The organism is Amycolatopsis alba DSM 44262, from assembly GCF_000384215.1.
Taxonomy (GTDB): domain Bacteria; phylum Actinomycetota; class Actinomycetes; order Mycobacteriales; family Pseudonocardiaceae; genus Amycolatopsis; species Amycolatopsis alba.
On record NZ_KB913032.1, the window covers coordinates 7,512,860 to 7,530,479 of the forward strand.

The 17,620-nt window shown below is 69.1% G+C and carries 18 protein-coding genes and 1 pseudogene; 6 read left to right on the top strand and 13 right to left on the bottom strand.

Translation table 11 applies throughout. The annotated features are described in order from the left end of the window. Window positions 1-71 precede the first annotated feature (71 nt). The 3 genes and pseudogenes from AMYAL_RS0135210 to AMYAL_RS0135220 form a co-directional block, all read left to right on the top strand. Window positions 72-683, top strand: coding sequence for a TetR/AcrR family transcriptional regulator (locus AMYAL_RS0135210; RefSeq protein ID WP_020636003.1), 612 nt, complete (start codon window positions 72-74; stop codon window positions 681-683). Then, on the top strand, window positions 680-1,744 hold the full coding sequence (locus AMYAL_RS0135215; RefSeq protein WP_020636004.1) for a DmpA family aminopeptidase: 1,065 nt from the start codon (window positions 680-682) through the stop codon (window positions 1,742-1,744). Before AMYAL_RS0135210 ends, AMYAL_RS0135215 begins: the two co-directional genes overlap by 4 nt. A gap of 60 nt (window positions 1,745-1,804) precedes the next feature. Beyond that, window positions 1,805-2,146, top strand: a pseudogene (locus AMYAL_RS0135220) (alpha/beta fold hydrolase); the annotation flags it as partial. Here the strand turns inward: AMYAL_RS0135220 and AMYAL_RS49545 are convergent. Together AMYAL_RS49545 and AMYAL_RS0135230 are read right to left on the bottom strand one after the other, a co-directional pair. Beyond that, entirely contained in the window at window positions 2,140-2,304 is a 165-nt protein-coding gene (locus AMYAL_RS49545; protein ID WP_157358226.1) for a hypothetical protein, read from the bottom strand. The pseudogene AMYAL_RS0135220 and the gene AMYAL_RS49545 sit on opposite strands and share 7 nt — an antisense overlap. Window positions 2,305-2,457: 153 nt before the next feature. Next, window positions 2,458-2,874 carry a DUF6892 domain-containing protein gene (locus AMYAL_RS0135230; protein ID WP_020636007.1) on the bottom strand — a complete coding sequence of 139 codons (417 nt, stop codon included), beginning with the start codon at window positions 2,872-2,874 and terminating at the stop codon, window positions 2,458-2,460. A gap of 255 nt (window positions 2,875-3,129) precedes the next feature. Between AMYAL_RS0135230 and AMYAL_RS0135235 the strand changes: the two genes are divergently transcribed. Continuing rightward, the gene (locus AMYAL_RS0135235; protein ID WP_020636008.1) at window positions 3,130-4,338 is read left to right on the top strand and encodes a 3,4-dihydroxy-2-butanone-4-phosphate synthase; all 1,209 of its coding nucleotides are present in this window, start codon (window positions 3,130-3,132) and stop codon (window positions 4,336-4,338) included. A gap of 55 nt (window positions 4,339-4,393) precedes the next feature. Here the strand turns inward: AMYAL_RS0135235 and pdxS are convergent, their stop codons facing one another. Beyond that, window positions 4,394-5,308 carry a pyridoxal 5'-phosphate synthase lyase subunit PdxS gene (gene pdxS / locus AMYAL_RS0135240; protein WP_020636009.1) on the bottom strand — a complete coding sequence of 305 codons (915 nt, stop codon included), beginning with the start codon at window positions 5,306-5,308 and terminating at the stop codon, window positions 4,394-4,396. A gap of 139 nt (window positions 5,309-5,447) precedes the next feature. After that, the gene (locus AMYAL_RS0135245) at window positions 5,448-6,860 is read right to left on the bottom strand and encodes an FAD-binding oxidoreductase (RefSeq protein ID WP_020636010.1); all 1,413 of its coding nucleotides are present in this window, start codon (window positions 6,858-6,860) and stop codon (window positions 5,448-5,450) included. Between the two features lie 175 nt (window positions 6,861-7,035). Here AMYAL_RS0135245 and AMYAL_RS0135250 point away from each other — a divergent pair, with 175 nt between their 5' ends. Beyond that, window positions 7,036-9,144, top strand: a complete 2,109-nt coding sequence (locus AMYAL_RS0135250; RefSeq protein ID WP_020636011.1) for an elongation factor G-like protein EF-G2 — start codon at window positions 7,036-7,038, stop codon at window positions 9,142-9,144. Here the strand turns inward: AMYAL_RS0135250 and AMYAL_RS0135255 are convergent. The 6 genes from AMYAL_RS0135255 to AMYAL_RS0135280 all read right to left on the bottom strand — a co-directional run bounded on the left by AMYAL_RS0135255 (window position 9,141) and on the right by AMYAL_RS0135280 (window position 13,460). Next, complete coding sequence (locus tag AMYAL_RS0135255; protein WP_020636012.1) at window positions 9,141-9,599, bottom strand: XdhC family protein; 459 nt, start codon at window positions 9,597-9,599, stop codon at window positions 9,141-9,143. The genes AMYAL_RS0135250 and AMYAL_RS0135255 overlap by 4 nt on opposite strands. 12 nt (window positions 9,600-9,611) lie before the next feature. Continuing rightward, window positions 9,612-10,094 carry a hypothetical protein gene (locus AMYAL_RS0135260; RefSeq protein WP_020636013.1) on the bottom strand — a complete coding sequence of 161 codons (483 nt, stop codon included), beginning with the start codon at window positions 10,092-10,094 and terminating at the stop codon, window positions 9,612-9,614. Next, complete coding sequence (locus tag AMYAL_RS0135265) at window positions 10,091-11,236, bottom strand: glycosyltransferase family 4 protein (protein WP_026467711.1); 1,146 nt, start codon at window positions 11,234-11,236, stop codon at window positions 10,091-10,093. The genes AMYAL_RS0135260 and AMYAL_RS0135265 overlap by 4 nt, the downstream gene beginning before the upstream one ends. A gap of 22 nt (window positions 11,237-11,258) precedes the next feature. After that, window positions 11,259-12,176 (bottom strand): phosphatidylinositol mannoside acyltransferase, encoded by a 918-nt coding sequence (locus tag AMYAL_RS0135270; protein ID WP_020636015.1) that lies wholly within the window; start codon window positions 12,174-12,176, stop codon window positions 11,259-11,261. After that, on the bottom strand, window positions 12,173-12,814 hold the full coding sequence (pgsA, locus tag AMYAL_RS0135275; protein WP_020636016.1) for a phosphatidylinositol phosphate synthase: 642 nt from the start codon (window positions 12,812-12,814) through the stop codon (window positions 12,173-12,175). Before pgsA ends, AMYAL_RS0135270 begins: the two co-directional genes overlap by 4 nt. Before the next feature lie 103 nt (window positions 12,815-12,917). Next, window positions 12,918-13,460, bottom strand: coding sequence for a MarR family winged helix-turn-helix transcriptional regulator (locus tag AMYAL_RS0135280; RefSeq protein WP_020636017.1), 543 nt, complete (start codon window positions 13,458-13,460; stop codon window positions 12,918-12,920). Between the two features lie 116 nt (window positions 13,461-13,576). On the opposite strand from AMYAL_RS0135280, the gene AMYAL_RS0135285 reads away from it, so the two are divergent. Beyond that, window positions 13,577-14,119 carry a YceI family protein gene (locus AMYAL_RS0135285; RefSeq protein ID WP_020636018.1) on the top strand — a complete coding sequence of 181 codons (543 nt, stop codon included), beginning with the start codon at window positions 13,577-13,579 and terminating at the stop codon, window positions 14,117-14,119. An 89-nt stretch (window positions 14,120-14,208) separates the two neighbouring features. Here AMYAL_RS0135285 and AMYAL_RS0135290 read toward each other — a convergent pair whose 3' ends face one another. The 3 genes from AMYAL_RS0135290 to AMYAL_RS0135300 form a co-directional block, all read right to left on the bottom strand. Continuing rightward, window positions 14,209-14,745, bottom strand: a complete 537-nt coding sequence (locus AMYAL_RS0135290) for an HIT family protein (RefSeq protein ID WP_026467712.1) — start codon at window positions 14,743-14,745, stop codon at window positions 14,209-14,211. Beyond that, window positions 14,742-16,760 (bottom strand): threonine--tRNA ligase, encoded by a 2,019-nt coding sequence (gene thrS, locus AMYAL_RS0135295; protein WP_020636020.1) that lies wholly within the window; start codon window positions 16,758-16,760, stop codon window positions 14,742-14,744. The genes AMYAL_RS0135290 and thrS overlap by 4 nt, the downstream gene beginning before the upstream one ends. Window positions 16,761-16,940: 180 nt before the next feature. Next, window positions 16,941-17,555, bottom strand: a complete 615-nt coding sequence (locus tag AMYAL_RS0135300; protein WP_020636021.1) for a malonic semialdehyde reductase — start codon at window positions 17,553-17,555, stop codon at window positions 16,941-16,943. Window positions 17,556-17,620 lie beyond the last annotated feature (65 nt).

Consider the following 17,620-nt stretch of genomic DNA (forward strand, 5'->3'; position numbering starts at 1 on the left):
CGCGCTGTGACGTCAAGAGCCGATCGTGATCAGCCCTTGCGTTTTTCGAACAAGATTCGAAGAATGAGGGCATGGCGAGACCGAGCAAGGCACCGGAACGACGGGCCGAACTGATCGAGGTGGCCAGACGGGCCGTCCTCGACCGCGGCGTGCTGAACCTGCGGCTGCGGGACATCGCCGAAGGCGCGGGCCTGTCGTCGGGTTCGGTCCTGTACTACTTCCCCACCCTCGCCGACCTGCTCCAGGAGGTGCAGCGTGAGGCGGTGGCGCGGTTCTGCTCGGCGCGGGAACGGGCCGCGAGCGCGAAGACGGACCCCGGCGAGCGGCTGCTCTCGATGATCCGCAGCGGCCTGCCCACCGGTCCCGGCGACGAACTGTGCGTGCTGCTCTACGAACTCGGCACGATCGCCCGCCGCGATCCCGTGTACGCCGCCCGGCACATCACGCTCTACGAGCAGCAGGTCCGGATCTACACCGGCATCCTCGAAGCGGGTGCCGCCACCGGCGAATTCACCCTGACCGCGGACGCGGTGTCGATCGCGCGGAACCTCGTCGCACTGGAAGACGGCTACGGCCTGCACCTCACCCAGGCCGTGCCGACGCTGGAAACCTCGACCGCCGAAGCGATGTTGCTCTCCTACGCCCGCACCGCGACTTCGAACCCCTTGGAGGACCGTCCATGACCCGCGCCCGCGATCTGGGTATCCCGCTGCCCGGCCGGACCGGCGAGCTCAACGCGCTCACCGACGTCCCCGGCGTCGAGGTCGGCTTCACGACACTCGTCGAAGGCGATTCGGTGCGCACCGGTGTCACCGCCGTCCTGCCGCGCGGACGTGGGGACTTCGCCGTGCCGTGCGCCGCCGGGACGTACGCCCTCAACGGCAACGGCGAGATGACCGGCACCGCTTGGCTGGCCGAGACCGGGTCGCTGACCCTGCCGGTGCTGATCACCTCCACGCACGCCGTCGGCGCGTGTCATCGTGGCGTGATCGACTGGGTGGTGCGCGAACGGCCCGACGTCGCGGCCGAATGGCTGCTGCCGGTGGTCGCGGAAACCTGGGACGGCTACCTGAACGACAGCACCGCGCCGACCGTCCACGGTGGACACGCGATCGCCGCGATCGACGCCGCGAGGACCGGGCCGGTGCGCGAAGGCTCCGTCGGCGGCGGCACCGGGATGACGTGTTACGGCTTCAAGGGCGGCACCGGCACGGCCTCCCGCGTCGTGTCCTATGGGGACGACGAGTACACCGTGGGTGCGTTGGTACAGGCCAACTTCGGCTCGCGCCGTGAGCTCACCGTCGCGGGCGAGCACGTCGGCCTGGAACTCGGGGCCGACAACCCGATGGAGGAGGAATGGTCGGCGCCGTCGGGCGCGGGTTCGGTGATCGTGATCGTGGGGACCGACGCTCCCCTGCTGCCCGGCCAGTGCACGTCGCTCGCGCGCCGGGTCCCGCTCGGTCTCGCCCGCACCGGCACCACGGGCTCGCATTTCTCCGGTGATCTCTTCCTCGCGTTCAGCACGGCGAATCCCGGCGCGCTCACCAGCCGGTTCCCCCGGACGGAAGAGGCCGAGTACGAGAACCTCCGGTTCATCCCGTGGGGCAGGCTCGACCCGTTCTTCGAAGCCGTGGTGCAGGCGACCGAGGAGGCGGTGCTCAACGCGCTGTTCGCGAACGAGGAGATGACCGGCCATCGGGGTCACCGGGTCCCCGCGGTGCCGGAGGCGCGCTGGCGCGGCTGATCCGCGTCGCGCAGACCTCGTCGGGGAGCGAGTCGAGCAGACGATGGAAATAGCCCTCTTCTTCCACCGGCATTCGAGACCTATCGGCCAGGCGCAGGAGCGGTCCGAGCACTGCCCGCCCACGCGCGAGCGGGCCAGGCACTGAACTGGCAGTTCGTCGTCCACGATCTGCGCCGGCTGCGGAGCAGCCGTGGGCTTCGGCTGAGCGTGCCGACCGAAATCCTCGTCGGCGGCCGGGACGTCCTCGTGCCGGAGGCCTTCCTGCGCGGCGGCGAGCGGTACGCGGACGACCTGCGCGTCCGCGTACTCGAAGACTGCGGGCATCTCATTCCCGAGCAGCGGCCCGATGCCGTCGTATCCGCCGCCCGAGCCCTGTTCGCCCACAGCCGGGAGCGCTACTGAGCCGATACCCGGACCTCGGTACGGTGCGCGCGGATCCGCCTGCCCGCCCGGCGGGCCCGCTCGACCCACACGCTGCGACCGGCTTTCAGCATCTGCTCGGTCCGGTAGTCCGCCTCGGCCAGTACTTCGGCGAGCAGAGCGTCGTTGCTGTTCATCATCGTTTCCCCTCAGGAACTCACTACCTCTTTCGGTAGTGACCAGATTCGTCCTGAGGGGTGGCCTCCGGCATCGGGTGATCACCTACATACCGGCGCGGATCGACCCCTTACCCTTGCTCACCGCCTGTTCGGAAGCCGTAAGGGGTCGCCAGGTCAGAGCCAGTCCGCCTCGATGCCGCGCGCCCGCAACGTCTCCAGCGCCTCGTCGTTGCCCGTGTAGAGCAGCGTCATCGACTTCAGCTTGGGAAAGTGCTCGAGGTCGGCGAACTCGTCGACGTCGAACAGCCCGTCCTCGCCATCCCAGTTCGGCGCGATCTCCAGGTAGATCTCGTTGCCGCCGTCCATCTCGAGCTCAGTGACGTTCTCCGCGAGCTCGACGGGAACCTCGAGCGCGTCGAAGTAAGCCAGAGCCTCGGATACCGCCTCGACGCTCCCGTCGTCGTAGCTGAAACCCTGCTCGGCGGCGTACTCCCGCAGGCTGAACCTCGGCAGGAGTTCCTGGTTGTACATCAGCTCCTGGACCACGGCGATCTTGAAGTTGCGGTCGCAGAACTGGATCGACTTGCTCATGCCGCGAACCCTATAGGCGGTGACGACACCGCCTATAGGGTTCGAACACACCCTCGGACGGCTACCGAGCACCTGCACGATGTGGCTATGATCGGCTCGTGGTGCGATTCCACGGTGTGGCCGTATAGTCGGCCGGTTCCGCCGAGGGGGTGGAACGACCCGGTGTGATTCCGGGGCCAGGCGGTGAGACCCCGCGTCCCTGTGTCCGGCCGTCGCCGGGCTTCCTGGGTACGCGTCAAAGCGGGGTGTTGAATCATGTTCACTGGGCGAATCGGCGAGCTTGGAGCCATCGAACAGATCAAGGGCGACGTGCTGCATGTGCGGGCGCCGAAGAGCGCGGACCGCGTCCACGACGGCGGATCGGCGTGTGTCAACGGAGTACGGCTCACCGTACGGCCGGTCGACGGTCTCCTGGAGGCGGTGCTCTCCACGGAAACCCGGCGCCGGTCGACGTTCGACGCGCTTGCCGCCGGGGACCCCGTCAACGTCGAGACGCCGCTTCAGGTCGGCGACCCGCTGGACGGCCACCTGGTCCAGGGCTACGTCGACGCCGTCGGCAAGGTGATCCGGATCGACGACGAAGGCGGTGCCCGCCGGATCTGGCTCCGGCCGCCGCAGCGTTTGCTGGACAGGCTGCTCGCGAAGTCCCCGATCGCCCTCGACGGCGTCAGCGTGACCATCGCCGAGGTACTGCGTGACCGGATTTCGGTCGTGCTGCTCCCGATGACCCGCTCGGCCACCACACTCGGCGATCTGAAGGCCGGAGACCGGGTGAATCTGGAACTCGACCTGGTCGGCCGTCTGGCGGAGAAGGCCCATCCTTCGGCGGTGGGCAAGGCATTGCCCCGGCTACCGTGGGCCGGTCGCGTCGACGGGCGCTCCGGTGTGGAGAAGGTACTGCGCCAGCTCGCCGCCGGTGGCGGTGTCATCGTCTGGGACCCGGAAACCGAAGGCGAGGGAGACGTCATCTTCGCCGGCGCCCGGCTCCGGCCCGAATCGTTCACCTTCCTGCTGACCGAGGTCTGCGGCTTTCCCGCGGTGCCGTGCGCGCCGGAAGTGCTGCGGCGCCTCGAAATCGCGGCGATGCCCGGTGAAGGCGACCGGCAGGGAACGGCATGGTCGATACCGGTCGACCTGGCCGCGGGCACGGGCACCGGCGTCTCCGCGGCCGAACGCGCCGCCACGGTGCGGAAACTGGCCGATCCGGACGCGACGGCCAAGGACTTTCTGCGTCCAGGGCACGTGTTCCCGCTCGCCGCCCGGCCGGGCTTGCTCGCAGACCGGTCCGGGCACACCGAAGCGACCGTCGCGTTGTGCGCCGCCGCAGGCCTTCCGCCGGTCGGCGTCTGCTGCGAAGTGATGAACCCCGACGGCACGATGGCGGGCAGCGCCGACCTCGAAGTGGCGGCGCTGCGCTGGGGAATGCCTGTGGTGGATATGGCTGATCTGAAAGCGTGGCTCTGACGCAGGACGGCCCAGGGACTCTAGAGAGCCCTGGGCCGTCCGAGCGGGCAGACGGCTACCAGCCGCGCTCGGCCAGCCGGTGCGGCTCGGGCACATCCGAAACGTTGATGCCGACCATCGCTTCCCCGAGGCCGCGCGAGACCTTCGCGATGACGTCCGGGTCGTCGTGGAACGTGGTGGCCTTGACGATCGCCTCGGCGCGCTGCGCCGGGTTGCCCGCCTTGAAGATGCCGGAACCGACGAACACGCCTTCGGCGCCGAGCTGCATCATCATCGCGGCGTCGGCCGGGGTCGCGATACCGCCCGCGGTGAACAGCACGACGGGGAGCTTGCCCTTCTCCGCGACCTCCTTGACGAGGTCGTACGGGGCCTGAAGTTCTTTCGCCGCAACATAAAGCTCGTCCTCGGGCAGCGAGGAGAGGCGACGCAGCTCCGCGCGGATCTTGCGCATGTGCGTGGTCGCGTTCGAGACGTCGCCGGTGCCGGCCTCGCCCTTCGAACGGATCATCGCCGCGCCCTCGTTGATCCGGCGCAGCGCCTCACCGAGGTTGGTCGCACCACAGACGAAGGGCACGGTGAAGGCCCACTTGTCGATGTGGTTCTCGTAGTCGGCCGGGGTCAGCACCTCGGACTCGTCGATGTAGTCGACGCCGAGCGACTGCAGCAGCTGCGCCTCGACGAAGTGGCCGATGCGGGCCTTCGCCATGACGGGGATCGAGACGGCCTCGATGATGCCGTCGATCAGATCCGGGTCGCTCATCCGGGCGACGCCGCCCTGCGCGCGGATGTCCGCGGGGACCCGCTCGAGCGCCATCACCGCGACGGCGCCGGCGTCTTCGGCGATCTTCGCCTGCTCGGCGGTGACCACGTCCATGATCACACCGCCCTTGAGCATCTCCGCCATGCCGCGCTTGACCCTGGCGGTGCCGGTGAGCGAGATGGTGGCCGTGTTCGTGGAGTCGTCAGACACTGCTGGACCTTTCGGAAAGCGCGCGAAGTGGGATGACACCTCCGAGAGTAGGCCGCTTTTGGACCTCTGAAGCAGGCCAGTTCGCGGCGATTTCAGCAGTCCACTGGGTGATCTGGCGCGCACCCGACCCCGCCAGGGATCAGCGAGCCAGTCCCTGTTCGAAGGCGAACAGGCCGTCCGGGTCGTACTTGCGCGCCACCCGCCGCAGCCGCGGCAGGCTTTCGCCGTAGTACGCCTTCGCCCAGTCCGGCATCTCCGGGTCGATGTAGTTGACGTACCCGGCCTGCCCGTACTCCCGGCCGAGCTCGTCCCGCACCCGGCCGATCTCCTGCCGCGCCTTCGCGACGCCACCGTCCAGGCCGCGGGTGATCTGGATGCTGCCCAGTGCCGACCGGTGCGGGAAGCACGACTCGCCCGACGGCACCCGCGCGATCGCGCCGCCGTACGTGTCCACGATCGAGTACAGCTGCGGATCACTCGTCAGCAACGCCGCCAGCGCGCCGGGGTCGGGCACCGGATGGGTCAGCATCCTCGAAGTGGCCACGTACTCCCCGCGCTGATCGACAGCGGCGGGAAACTGGACCTCCTCGGCGAAGGAACGCATGGTGGCGAGGTGGCCTTGTTCCTTCACCTCGCGGGTGAGCGGCTCGGTGCCGACCCGGCGGACGAGGTCGTCGAGCAGCGGATTCAGCTGCACGGCTCGCCCCACGAAACAGCCACCGCAGTTCACCGCGGCCGATCCGAGGCCCATCCCGGACCACAGTTCGTCCGGCATCGCGGGCTGCCATTCCTGCCACGCCGCGACCAGGTCGGCGAGTACGGCGGGCGGGAAGGTCAGCGTGAAGTTCGTCAGCGTGCGCGCGGGCTCGGTCTTGAAAACGAACGACGTGACGATGCCGAAGTTGCCACCGCCGCCACCACGCAACGCCCACAGCAGGTCCGGCGCGGTCTCCGCCGACACCAGGCGCAGCTTCCCGTCCGCGCCGACGAAGCGCACGGACTCGACCCTGTCGCAGGTCAGCCCGTATTTACGGCCCAGGACGCCGATCCCGCCGCCGAGGGTCAGGCCCGCGATGCCGACCTGCGGGCAACTGCCCGCGGGCAGTGCGCGGCCCGCCGCCGCCAGCGCCTCGTACACCCGGCCGAGTACCGCGCCCGCGCCGATCGCCGCCCGTCCACCGGGCAGGATCTCGACGCGCGAAAGCCGCGACAGATCGACGATGAGCCCTCTGTCCACTATGGAATAGCCGACGTAACTGTGCCCGCCGGAGCGGGCCGCGATCGGAATCCGCAGCCTGGCCGCGAAATCCACACAGCGCCGGACGTCGTCCTCGTTCGCACATACTGCGACACCGGCAGGCAGCCGATGGTCGTACAGCGAAAAAAATCCGAGCCTCGCCTTGTCGTAGCCGGGGTCTCCCGGCCGGAACAGCGTGCCCGCCAATCTGGCGCGCAGCCGCTCCCATTCGTCCCCGCCGTCGGGCAAGGGCACCGCCGCGAGCACCGGGACCGCGCCTGCCAGCCGTAACACCGTTCGCCTGTCGAGCTCCATCGCTCATCCCCCACCGTCGGATTCGGTTCGGATTCGCCTCCGGGTGTCCGCCATCGAGCATAACGGCGCGTCGACATTCGGGGGGTCCCTCGCCGGTCACCTTGCCGCGATGGCCGTCGCGGGTGTGTGATCGAGGACACACTTGTACGCGTCATCGCGTGGTGAGGAGACCGGCATGGCCGACAAACAGAGCAAGAACGGAGACTCCGGGGCCGCCGTCGCTGTGGACGACCCGGCGAAAGTACGCAACGTCGTCCTGGTCGGCCCGTCAGGATCAGGCAAGACGACACTCGCCGAAGCACTGCTCGCCGCGTCCGGCACGGTGACGCGGGCGGGCTCCGTCGTGGAGGGGACCACGGTCTGCGACCACGACCCCGCCGCGGTCCGGCAGCAACGGTCGGTCGGCCTTTCGGTCGCGCCGGTGCTGCACCAGGACCACAAGATCAACCTCATCGACACCCCCGGCTACGCCGATTTCGTCGGCGAACTACGTGCCGGGCTCCGCGCCGCCGACGCGGCGCTGTTCGTGGTCTGCGCGGCGGAAGGCGTCGACGCGGCCACGGTCGCGGTCTGGGAAGAGTGCGCCGCCGTCGGAATGCCGCGGGCGGTGGTCGTCTCCCGGCTGGACCATCATCGCGCCGACCTCGAAGGCGAGATCGCGGCCTGCCAGGCCGCCTTCGGTTCCGGTGTCCTTCCGCTGTACCTGCCCGCGCGCGACGGGCTCGTCGGGCTCATCACGCGCCGCTACTTCGACTACTCGAAGGGCTTCCCGCCAGAGATCGGCGAGCCGGACGGGGACGATCTCGCCCGGATGACCGAGGCACGCAACGAATTGATCGAAGGTGTCATCGCCGAGAGCGAGGACGAGTCCCTGATGGACCGGTACCTCTCCGGCGAGGAGATCCCCGAAGACACCCTGATCGCGGACCTCGAGACCGCCGTCGCCCGCGGCTCCTTCCATCCGGTGATCCCGGTGTGCGCGACGACCGGGATCGGGATCGCCGAAGTCCTCGACGGGATCGTGCGCGCGTTCCCCTCACCGCTGGAGCACGTCCCGCCGGAAGTCACCTCACCCAACGGTGAGCCGCACGCGGGTCTCCGCGCCGACCCCGACGGTCCCTTGGCGGCCGAGGTGGTCCGGACCGCGGTCGACTCCTACGTCGGCCGGGTGTCGCTGGTGCGGGTGTTCTCCGGGACGCTCCGCCCGGAGCGGCCTGTGCACGTCTCGGGCCACGGTCTCACCGAACGCGGGCACGAAGACCACGACGCTGACGAACGGGTCGCGCATCTGTACTCACCGCTCGGCGCGAACCTGCGCGAAGTGCCGTACTGCGTCGCGGGCGACCTCTGCGCGCTCACCAAGGTCGGCTCGGCCGAGACGGGCGACACCGTCTCCTCACCCGAAGAACCGCTGATCATGAAACCGTGGACCATGCCGGAACCGCTGCTGCCGGTCGCCGTCATCGCGAAGACGCGCAGCGACGAGGACACGCTGGCACGCAACCTTTCCCGGCTCGTCGCGGGCGATCCGACGCTGCGGCTGGACCGCAACGCCGAGACCAACCAGCTCGTGCTGTGGTGCATGGGCGAGGCCCACGCCGACGTCGTGCTGTCGCGGCTGCGCGCGGGAGGCGCCGACGTGGACACCGAACCCGTCCGCATCAGCCTGCGTTCGACCTTCGCCGGACCGGGGCGTGGGCACGGGCGGCACGTCAAGCAGTCCGGCGGGCACGGCCAGTTCGCCGTCTGCGACATCGAAGTCCAGCCGCTGCCGAGGGGTTCGGGTTTCGAATTCGTGGACAAGGTCGTCGGCGGTTCGGTGCCCCACCAGTTCATCCCGAGCGTCGAGAAGGGGGTCCGGGCCCAGGCTCAGCGAGGGCTCCTCGACGGCCATCCGCTGATCGACATCCGCGTGACGCTCGTCGACGGGAAAGCGCACAGTGTCGACTCGTCGGACGCCGCTTTCCAGACGGCAGGCGCGCTGGCGCTGAAGGAGGCCGCCGCCGCGGGCAAGATCGCGTTGCTCGAACCGCTCGAAGAAGTGGCCGTGCGGCTTCCGGACGAGCATCTGGGCACCGTGCTGGGTGACCTCTCGTCCCGGCGGGGCCGCGTGCTCGGCACCGAATCGGACGAGGGCGGCCGCACGATCATCCACGCCGAGGTCCCCGCGGTGGAGCTCCTGCGCTACGCCATCGACCTGCGTTCACTGACCTCGGGCACGGCGACGTTCACCCGCAGGCACGCCCGGTTCGAGCCGATGCCGGAAGGAGCGATCGCGACCTAGAACTCGAAGCCGCCTGGCCGGCCGTTCCGGTCCGCCACCAGGCCGGCCAGGGTGGCGACGGCGATTTCGGGCGGCGTGCGGGAGCCGATGTTGAGCCCGACCGGGCGATGCACGCGGGCGATCTCGTCGTCCGGAACCCCCAGCGCCTCGAGCGCGGCCACATGCGGACCGGCGTGACGCGGGTTCCCCAGCACCCCGACCCACCGGGTCGGGCGGTCGAGTACGGCCTTGAGTGCTTCGCCGAGCTCGGGCCGGTTGTGATCGGTGACGACCACGTCGGTGTCCGGTCCGAGTTCCGGCACCGTCGTGAGGGACTCGAAGTCGCCGTCGACGTCCGTCACCCGTGCGCCGTCCGGATCGAACAACACCGGCGTGTAGCCGAGATCCTTGCCGTAGCGCAGAAGGAACGACGCCACCGGCGTCGCGAACACGGCCAGCAGAACGCGATCGCTCACGGTTTCGTCCTCCTAAAGGTCGGGCTCGGCGATTTCGAAGTATTCCGGGAGCCGGGCGGTACCGGCGAGGCCGAAGTAGCGGACCTTCCGGCGACGCCGCAGGTGCAGCGTGTCCCGGACGGCGTCGTTGTGCACGCGCCGCGCGATGACGACCCGGTGCTCGGCGTCGGTGAGCTCTTCGGCCAGTGGCGGCGGCAAGGTCGTGCGGTCGACACGCGCCAGCCTCAGCGTCAGCTCGCTCTCTTCGGCTTCGCGATCCGGCCTCTTCGCCCGCTCGGCACGCTCGGCCAGCGCGCGCAGTTCCTCGTCTCCCAGGATCGCGGCGGCCGCCCTGGCGACGACGGCGCGCCGCGCGAGAGCCGCGTCCAGCGCCGCCCAGCCCGCGTCCGTGCGGACGTGCAGCCGGTCCAGCCGGTTCGCCGTGGCGAGCAGGAACAACCCGCCCAGCACCACGATCGCGGCCGCCAGACCGCCGATCCACACCCAGGTCGTCATCGGCTGAACTCGCGTTCCCCCGCGCCGACCCGCCGGGGATCGGCGGCGATCGCCGTCTCGTACACCCGCAGGACCTGCGTGGTGACCACGGACCAGTCGAACATCGCGACCCGTTCCCCCGCGGCCGCTGCCAGCGAGGCCCGGCGTGCCGGGTCGCCGAGCAGCTCGCGCAGCCCGTCGGCCAGCGCCGCCGCGTCGCCGGTTTCGGTCAGCATCCCGGCCTTGCCGTCGTCGAGGACCCGGCGGAACGAGTCCAGCCCGCTCGCCAGCACCGGGGTGCCCGCCGCCATCGCCTCGGTGAGGATCATCCCGAAACTCTCGCCGCCCGTGTTCGGCGCGCAGTAGACGTCGACGCTGCGCAACGCACGCGCCTTCGTCGCGTCGTCGACCTGGCCGAGCAGGTCGATATGCGGCGCCAGTTCCGGGCCCGCCTCGCGGCGCAACTGGTCGGCGTCGCCACGGCCGACGACCAGCAGCCGCAGCTCCTCGAACTCCGGCAGCAGCATCCGCAACGCCTCCAGCAGCACACTCATCCCCTTGCGGGACTCGGTGTACCGCCCGACGAACCCGACGGTGCCGCCCGCTCGCGGATAGCCGTCCAGCGGGAGCGCGCGGGAGAAGAAGTCGACGTCGACGCCGTTGGGCACCTCGACCGCGTCACCGCCGGCGTGCTCGACCTGGACCCGGCGGGCCAGCGCCGACACCGCGATCCGCGCGGTGATCTTCTCCAGCAGCGGCCGCAGCACCGGCTGGAACGCGGCGAGCGTGCGCGAACGGGTCGTCGCGGTGTGGAAGGTCGCGACGATCGGCCCGTCCGCGACCTTCAGCGCCAGCAGGGAAAGGCTCGGTGCGGCGGGTTCGTGCAGGTGCAGGACGTCGAAGTCGCCGTCGCGAATCCACCGCCGCACGCGGGCGTAGGACACCGGGCCGAACTGCAGCCGCGCGACCGAGCCGTTGTACGGGATCCCTAGCGCCTTCCCCGCGGGGACCACGAAATCCGGCACGTCGGAGTCTTCGTCCGCCGGAGCGAGGACCGAGACCTCGTGCCCGCGCGCGAGAAGCGCCTTCGCGAGATCGATGACATGGCCCTGCACACCGCCCGGCACGTCGAACGAGTACGGGCAGACGATCCCGATCTTCATGACCCGCGCCTGAGCCATCGGCTCAACTCGCTTCGCCGAGGGCGGCTTGTTCCCCGGCTTCGAAGTCGGAGAGCCAGAACTTCTGCATCATGTGCCAGTCGGCCGGATGCGCGGCGATGTCACCGGCGAAGATGTCCGCCAGCGCCTGGGTGGCCGCCGGGACCTCGGACCGGTTCGTGACGCGGATCCGCGGATGCAGCCGGATCTGCCAGCCGTCCTCGGTGAACCAGCAGCCCGCGGGGATCAGCGCGGCACCGGTGGTGGCGGCCAGCCGGGCCGGTCCGCCCGGCATCCGGGTCTGCTCGCCGAAGAACTTGACCGGTACCCCGGAGTTCGTCAGGTCCCTGTCCCCCACCAGGCAGATCGCCTTGTTCTCCCGCAGCCGCTTCAGCAGCACGCGCATCGCGGAGCTGTCGCCGGTCAGCGGCACGATCTCGAAACCGAGAGATTCCCGGTAGGACACGAACCGCTGGTACAGCGACTCGGGTTTCAGCCGCTCCGCGACCGTGGTGAAACCGCCGAGATAGTCCGCGAGCCAGACGCCGGCGGCGTCCCAGTTCCCGCTGTGCGGCAGCGCCATCACCGCGCCGTTGCCCTCGGCGAGGGCCGCGTCGAGGTTCTCCACCCCGGTGATCGACTGGGCGACCTTGCGGCTGACCTCCTTGTGGTCCATCGAGGGCAGCCTGAACATCTCGTGCCAATAGCGCGCGTAGGAGCGCATCGCGCGGCGGGTCAGTTCGTCGAGTTCGACGCCGTCGGCCTGCGGTACGACCCTGGCGAGGTTGCTCCGCAACTGACGCACGCCGCCGCCGTCACGCCGGACGGCGAGATCGGCGCCCAGTCCGAAGGTCACCGCGCCGGCCGACTCCGGCAGCCAGCGCGCGAGCCGCCAGCCCGCCGCGTAGCCGAAGTCGCCGAGCCGCTGGGAGAACCCGCTCATGCCCCGCCCTCCGCGGCGGGTGGCGCGGCCGCCTTGGCCGCCCGCGCCGCCTTGGCCACCGCGGCCGTCCGCTGCAGCAGGGTGATCGCCGAGAGCACCGCGAGCAGCCAGAGCGTGATGTCCACGGTGTACGGAACGCCCAGACCATGCAGTCCGGTTCCCACCAGGGCGATGATCAGCCGTTCGGCTCGTTCGACGAGCCCGCCGTCCGCTTCGAGCCCGGAAGCCTCGGCCCTGGCCTTGACGTACGAGATGACCTGCGCCAGCACCAGGCAGATCAACGCGGCGGCCGCGGCCGGGCGGTTGTCGTCGTGGACGAAGCACCACCACGCGATCGCGGCGAACAACGCGCCGTCGACCAGTCTGTCGCAGGTCGCGTCGAGGACGGCCCCGAACGCCGTGCCGTACCCGCGGGCGCGGGCCATCGCGCCGTCGAGCAGGTCCAGCATCGCGAAGCCCCAGACGGTGAAGGTGCCCCACAGCAGCATGTCGTTGGGAAAGAACCCGAGTGCGCAGAGAACCGCCCCGGCCGTGCCGATGACGGTCATCGCGTTCGGGGTCAGACCGGCGCGCACGAGCACCTTCCCCATCGGGTCGGTGACGCGGGAAACGGAGGCGCGCGCGAAAATGTTGAGCATCGGTTCTTCAGGTGCACCTAAGCAGCAGGGTCGGGTGGCCGCTCGAAGCCTATCCACCCGCACCGACACCCGTCGTCGCGCCCGCCCCTGGAGCGGCTCCCGGTCAGTCCGCTTTGGCCAGTTCGGCCGTCTCCCCGATGTCCGCGAATGACTCTTCGCGCAGCGCCAGTTCCGCCTCCGCGGCAGCGCATTTCGGCGACAGCCGCCCCAGCACGGCGGCACTGATCTCCCCCAGCGCCGTCACCTGTTCGGGGGTCAGCGGATCGAAAAGACTCTCGCGGACCGCCTCGACGTGCCCTGGCGCGGCTTCCTCCAGCGCGGCGAAACCCTCGGCGGTGAGCACCGCCCAGGAACCGCGTTTGTCGGTGGGACAGGACTCACGACGCACCCAGCCGTTCGCCTCGAGCCGCGCGACCGCGTGCGAGAGCCTGCTGCGCGACGCCTTGCGCGCGTCGGCCAGTTCGCTCATCCGCAGCTTGCGGTCCGGTGCTTCGGACAGGGCGACGAGCACTTCGTAGTAGGTGTGGGGCATGCCCGCCTCGTGCTGAAGCTGGCCCTCCAGATGCGCTTGCAGCATCCGCGTGGCCGCGGAGAAGTCACGCCAGACTTTTTGCTCCTCGTCGGAGAGCCATCGGGGTTCGGACATGAGACCCATACTACCCCTGGTTGAACGCTCAACCAAACTGCGCTACAGTCATTGTTGAGCGCTCAACCAGACGAGGGTTCACCACAGACTCACACAGACTTTGGAGACCGACTCTCATGACCACCACCGAGATCCCTGGCTACGTCGCAGGCAAGTGGACGATCGACACCGCCCACTCCGACATCGCCTACACCGTGAAGCACCTCGGCCTGGCGAAGTCACGGGGCAACTTCACCGCCTTCACCGGTGAGGTCGTCACCGCCGACAACATCCTCGACTCCTCGGTGACCGTCGAGATCGACGCCTCGTCGGTCGCCAGCGGTGTCGACGGGCGTGACACGCACCTCAAGTCCGAGGACTTCTTCCACGTCGACGAGCACCCGGTCATCACCTTCCGCTCGACCGGCATCCGCGAGGACGGCGGCGACTACGTCATCGACGGTGAGCTCACCTGGCGCGGCAAGACCGTCCAGGTCTCGCTCGAAGCCGAGTTCAACGGCATCGGCACCAACCCGTCGAACAACAACGCCACCACCCTCGGCGTCTCGGCCAGCGCGACCGTGAACCGCCGCGACTTCGGCATCGGCCCGGAGGGCAACGCCTTCCTGTCCGAGAAGGTCAAGATCGACATCGAGCTGCAGGCCGCGCTCAACGCCTGAGGCCCCGCTCCCCGAAGTACGTGAAGGCCCCCTTCATTGCGCTAGGCGCAATGAAGGGGGCCTTCACGTACTTCAAGTGTCAGCCCGAGTTACCAGGCGTCCGCCAGCAGCTGCCGGGTCTCCCCCAGCAGCTGCGGCAGCACCTTCGTATGCCCGATCACCGGCATGAAGTTCGCGTCGCCACCCCACCGCGGCACCACGTGCTGGTGCAGATGCGCGGCGATTCCCGCGCCGGCGATCACACCCTGGTTCATCCCGATGTTGAACCCGTGCGCCGAGGACACCTCACGGATCACCCGCATCGCGTGCTGGGTGAACTCCGCCACCTCGACGGTCTCCTCCGCCGTCAGATCCGTGTAGTCCGCGACATGGCGGTACGGCACGGCCATCAGGTGACCGGGGTTGTACGGGTACAGGTTCAGCACCGCGTACACGGTCTTCCCGCGCGCGATGATCAGCGCGTCCTCGTCGCTCTTCTCCGGAAGATGACAGAACGGGCAGCCCTCGTCAGGTTTCTTCGACCCCTGCACGTAGGCGAGCCGATGCGGGGTCCACAGACGCTGCAACGCGTCCGGGACCCCCACTCCGTCCTGTCCGACTACTTCAGGGCCATCGGGGCCCGTCACCGGAGAACCGTCTCCAAGCCCGCCACCGTCGGCGAGGAGTTCTCACGGCGCTGGACCCAGCCGGCGATCGCCTCGACCGCGTCGGCCACCGAAACACCGTTGATCTGGCCGCCGTCACGGAACCGGAACGACACCGCGCCCGCCTCGACGTCCTTCGCGCCCGCCAGGAGCATGAAGGGCACCTTCTGCGTGGTGTGGGTGCGGATCTTCTTCTGCATCCGGTCGTCGCTCGCGTCGACGTTGACCCGGATTCCCTTGGCCCGCAGCGCCTTCTCGACCTCGCGCAGGTGGTCCACCTGGCCCTCGGTGATCGGGATGCCGACCACCTGGACCGGCGACAGCCACGCCGGGAACGCGCCCGCGTAGTGCTCGGTCAGCACGCCGAAGAACCGCTCGATCGAGCCGAACAGCGCACGGTGGATCATCACCGGGCGCCGGCGGCTGCCGTCGCCCGCGGTGTACTCCAGCTCGAACTTCTCGGGCAGCATGAAGTCCAGCTGGATGGTCGACATCTGCCAGGTGCGGCCCAGCGCGTCCTTCGCCTGCACGGAGATCTTCGGCCCGTAGAACGCCGCGCCGCCAGGGTCCGGCACCAGTTCCAGTCCGGAGTCGACGGCGGCGGTGCGCAGCACCTCGGTCGCCTCGTCCCACACCTCGTCCGAACCGATGTACTTCTCGTCGTTGCGAGTGGACAGTTCGAGGTAGAAGTCGTCGAGGCCGTAGTCGCGCAACAGGTTCAGCACGAAGTCCAAAAGGGACTTCAGCTCACCGGGGACCTGCTCCAGGGTGCAGAAGATGTGCGCGTCGTCCTGCGTCATGCCGCGCACGCGGGTCAGCCCGTGGATCACGCCGGACTTCTCGTAGCGGTACACCGAGCCGAACTCGAACATCCGCAGCGGCAGTTCCCGGTAGGAACGCCCGCGCGAACGGAAGATCAGGTCGTGGAACGGGCAGTTCATCGGCTTGAGGTAGTAGTCCTGGCCGGGCTTGCGGACCGTGCCGTCCTCGTTGTGCTCGGCGTCGAGGTGCATCGCCGGGTACATGCCGTCGCGGTACCAGTCGAGGTGCCCGGAGGTCTCGAAGAGCGCGCCCTTGGTGATGTGCGGCGAGTAGACGAAGTCGTACCCCGCCTCCACGTGCCGCTGACGCGAGTAGTTCTCCATCTCCTGCCGGATGATCCCGCCCTTGGGGTGGAACACGGGCAGCCCCGAGCCGATCTCGTCGGGGAAGGAGAACAGGTCCAGCTCGACACCGAGCTTGCGGTGGTCGCGCCGCTCGGCCTCGGCGAGGCGCTCCAGGTAGACGTCCTGTGCCTCGGAGGACTCCCACGCGGTGCCGTAGATCCGCTGCAGCTGCGGGTTCTTGTCGTCACCGCGCCAGTACGCCGCCGCGACACGGGTCAGCTTGAACGCCGGGATGAACTTGGTGGTCGGCACGTGCGGGCCGCGGCAGAGGTCGCTCCACACGCGCTCCTTGGTGCGCGGGTCGAGGTTGTCGTAGATGGTCAGCTCGCCGCCGCCGACCTCCATCACCTCGGAAGTGTCCACATCGGACTTGATGTCGACCAGTTCGAGCTTGAACGGCTCGTCGGCCAGTTCCTTCTTGGCCTCGTCGACCGAGTCGAAGACGCGGCGGGAGAACTGCTGCGCGCCCTTCACGATCTGCTTCATGCGCTTTTCGAGCGCCTGCAGGTCTTCCGGGGTGAACGGGGTGTCGACGGCGAAGTCGTAGTAGAAGCCGTCCTTGACCGGCGGCCCGATGCCGAGCTTCGCCTGCGGGAACTGCTGCTGCACCGCCTGGGCGAGCACGTGGGCGGCCGAGTGGCGGATGACGCTGCGGCCGTCGTCGGTGTTCGCCGCGACGGCTTCGACCTCGACGTCGGTCTCCGGAGCCCAGGAAAGGTCACGGAGGTTGCCCTCGGCGTCGCGCACGACGACGATCGTGTCCGGCCCCTTCGTCGGCAGCCCGGCTTCGCGGACCGCGGAGCCCGCCGTAGTGCCCGCCGGTACCACCACGCGCGAGGCGGTTGCGGCTGCTACTGACGACGGCTGGGACACGATGGACTCCTCGCGGTGAAAGCGGATGGTTCCCGTGATGTTAGTCGTCAGGTGCGGCGCGGCTCACGCGCATTACCCCTAACACCACGAAGGCCTCCTTCCCATCGGAAGAAGGCCTTCGCGTATCGAGCGGCGAGGTCAGACGGTCTCGACGACCTCGTCGAAGTCCAGCCGCGGCAGGCGGTCGAACCAGGGGTTGTCGCCCGGCTTGCCGACGTTGATCACGACGAGGGACTTCCACGCCTTGTCCGCGAAGAACTCCTTGTCGATGCCTTCGGCGTCGAAGCCGGTCATCGGGCCGGCGGCCAGCCCCGCGGCGCGGACGCCGATGATGAAGTAGCCGACCTGCAGCAGCGCGTTGAGCTTGGCGGTCTCGACGCGGGCAGCCTCCTCGGCGAACAGATCCTTGGCGCCGGGGAAGTGCGGGAAGGTGCGCGGGAGGTTCTCGTGGAACTCGGTGTCGGCGGCCAGCACCACGGTCACCGGCGCGGCCTCGGTCTTGGCGCGGTTGCCCTCGGCCATCAGCGGGGCGAGGCGCTTCTTGCCCTCTTCGGTGCGGATCACCAGCGCGCGCAGCGGCTGGTTGTTCATCGACGTCGGGGCCCACTTGACCAGTTCGTAGATCGCGCGGATCTGCTCGTCGGTCACCGGCTCGTCGCTGAAGCTGTTCGCGGTGCGGGCCTCGCGGAACAGCAGGTCCTGAACGTCCTGCGGGAGGTTCAAGGCTTCGGTCGGCTCAACGCTGGTGGTCATGGGTGGATCTTCCTTCCGTTCGCGTCCTGTACTCGCCTCAACCTAGTTGAGCGCTGAACTATTTC

Excerpts from the sequence above, each read along its gene's own strand:
- AMYAL_RS0135250 (WP_020636011.1), top strand. The coding sequence starts at position 7,036 with ATGGCCGACAAACAGAGCAAGAACGGAGACTCCGGGGCCGCCGTCGCT.
- AMYAL_RS0135270 (WP_020636015.1), bottom strand. The coding sequence starts at position 12,176 with ATGAGCGGGTTCTCCCAGCGGCTCGGCGACTTCGGCTACGCGGCGGGC.
- AMYAL_RS0135260 (WP_020636013.1), bottom strand. The coding sequence starts at position 10,094 with ATGACGACCTGGGTGTGGATCGGCGGTCTGGCGGCCGCGATCGTGGTG.
- AMYAL_RS0135235 (WP_020636008.1), top strand. The coding sequence starts at position 3,130 with ATGTTCACTGGGCGAATCGGCGAGCTTGGAGCCATCGAACAGATCAAG.
- AMYAL_RS0135280 (WP_020636017.1), bottom strand. The coding sequence starts at position 13,460 with ATGTCCGAACCCCGATGGCTCTCCGACGAGGAGCAAAAAGTCTGGCGT.
- AMYAL_RS0135285 (WP_020636018.1), top strand. The coding sequence starts at position 13,577 with ATGACCACCACCGAGATCCCTGGCTACGTCGCAGGCAAGTGGACGATC.
- AMYAL_RS0135245 (WP_020636010.1), bottom strand. The coding sequence starts at position 6,860 with ATGGAGCTCGACAGGCGAACGGTGTTACGGCTGGCAGGCGCGGTCCCG.
- AMYAL_RS0135300 (WP_020636021.1), bottom strand. The coding sequence starts at position 17,555 with ATGACCACCAGCGTTGAGCCGACCGAAGCCTTGAACCTCCCGCAGGAC.
- AMYAL_RS0135215 (WP_020636004.1), top strand. The coding sequence starts at position 680 with ATGACCCGCGCCCGCGATCTGGGTATCCCGCTGCCCGGCCGGACCGGC.
- pgsA (WP_020636016.1), bottom strand. The coding sequence starts at position 12,814 with ATGCTCAACATTTTCGCGCGCGCCTCCGTTTCCCGCGTCACCGACCCG.
- AMYAL_RS0135210 (WP_020636003.1), top strand. The coding sequence starts at position 72 with ATGGCGAGACCGAGCAAGGCACCGGAACGACGGGCCGAACTGATCGAG.
- AMYAL_RS0135230 (WP_020636007.1), bottom strand. The coding sequence starts at position 2,874 with ATGAGCAAGTCGATCCAGTTCTGCGACCGCAACTTCAAGATCGCCGTG.
- AMYAL_RS0135265 (WP_026467711.1), bottom strand. The coding sequence starts at position 11,236 with ATGAAGATCGGGATCGTCTGCCCGTACTCGTTCGACGTGCCGGGCGGT.
- AMYAL_RS49545 (WP_157358226.1), bottom strand. The coding sequence starts at position 2,304 with ATGATGAACAGCAACGACGCTCTGCTCGCCGAAGTACTGGCCGAGGCG.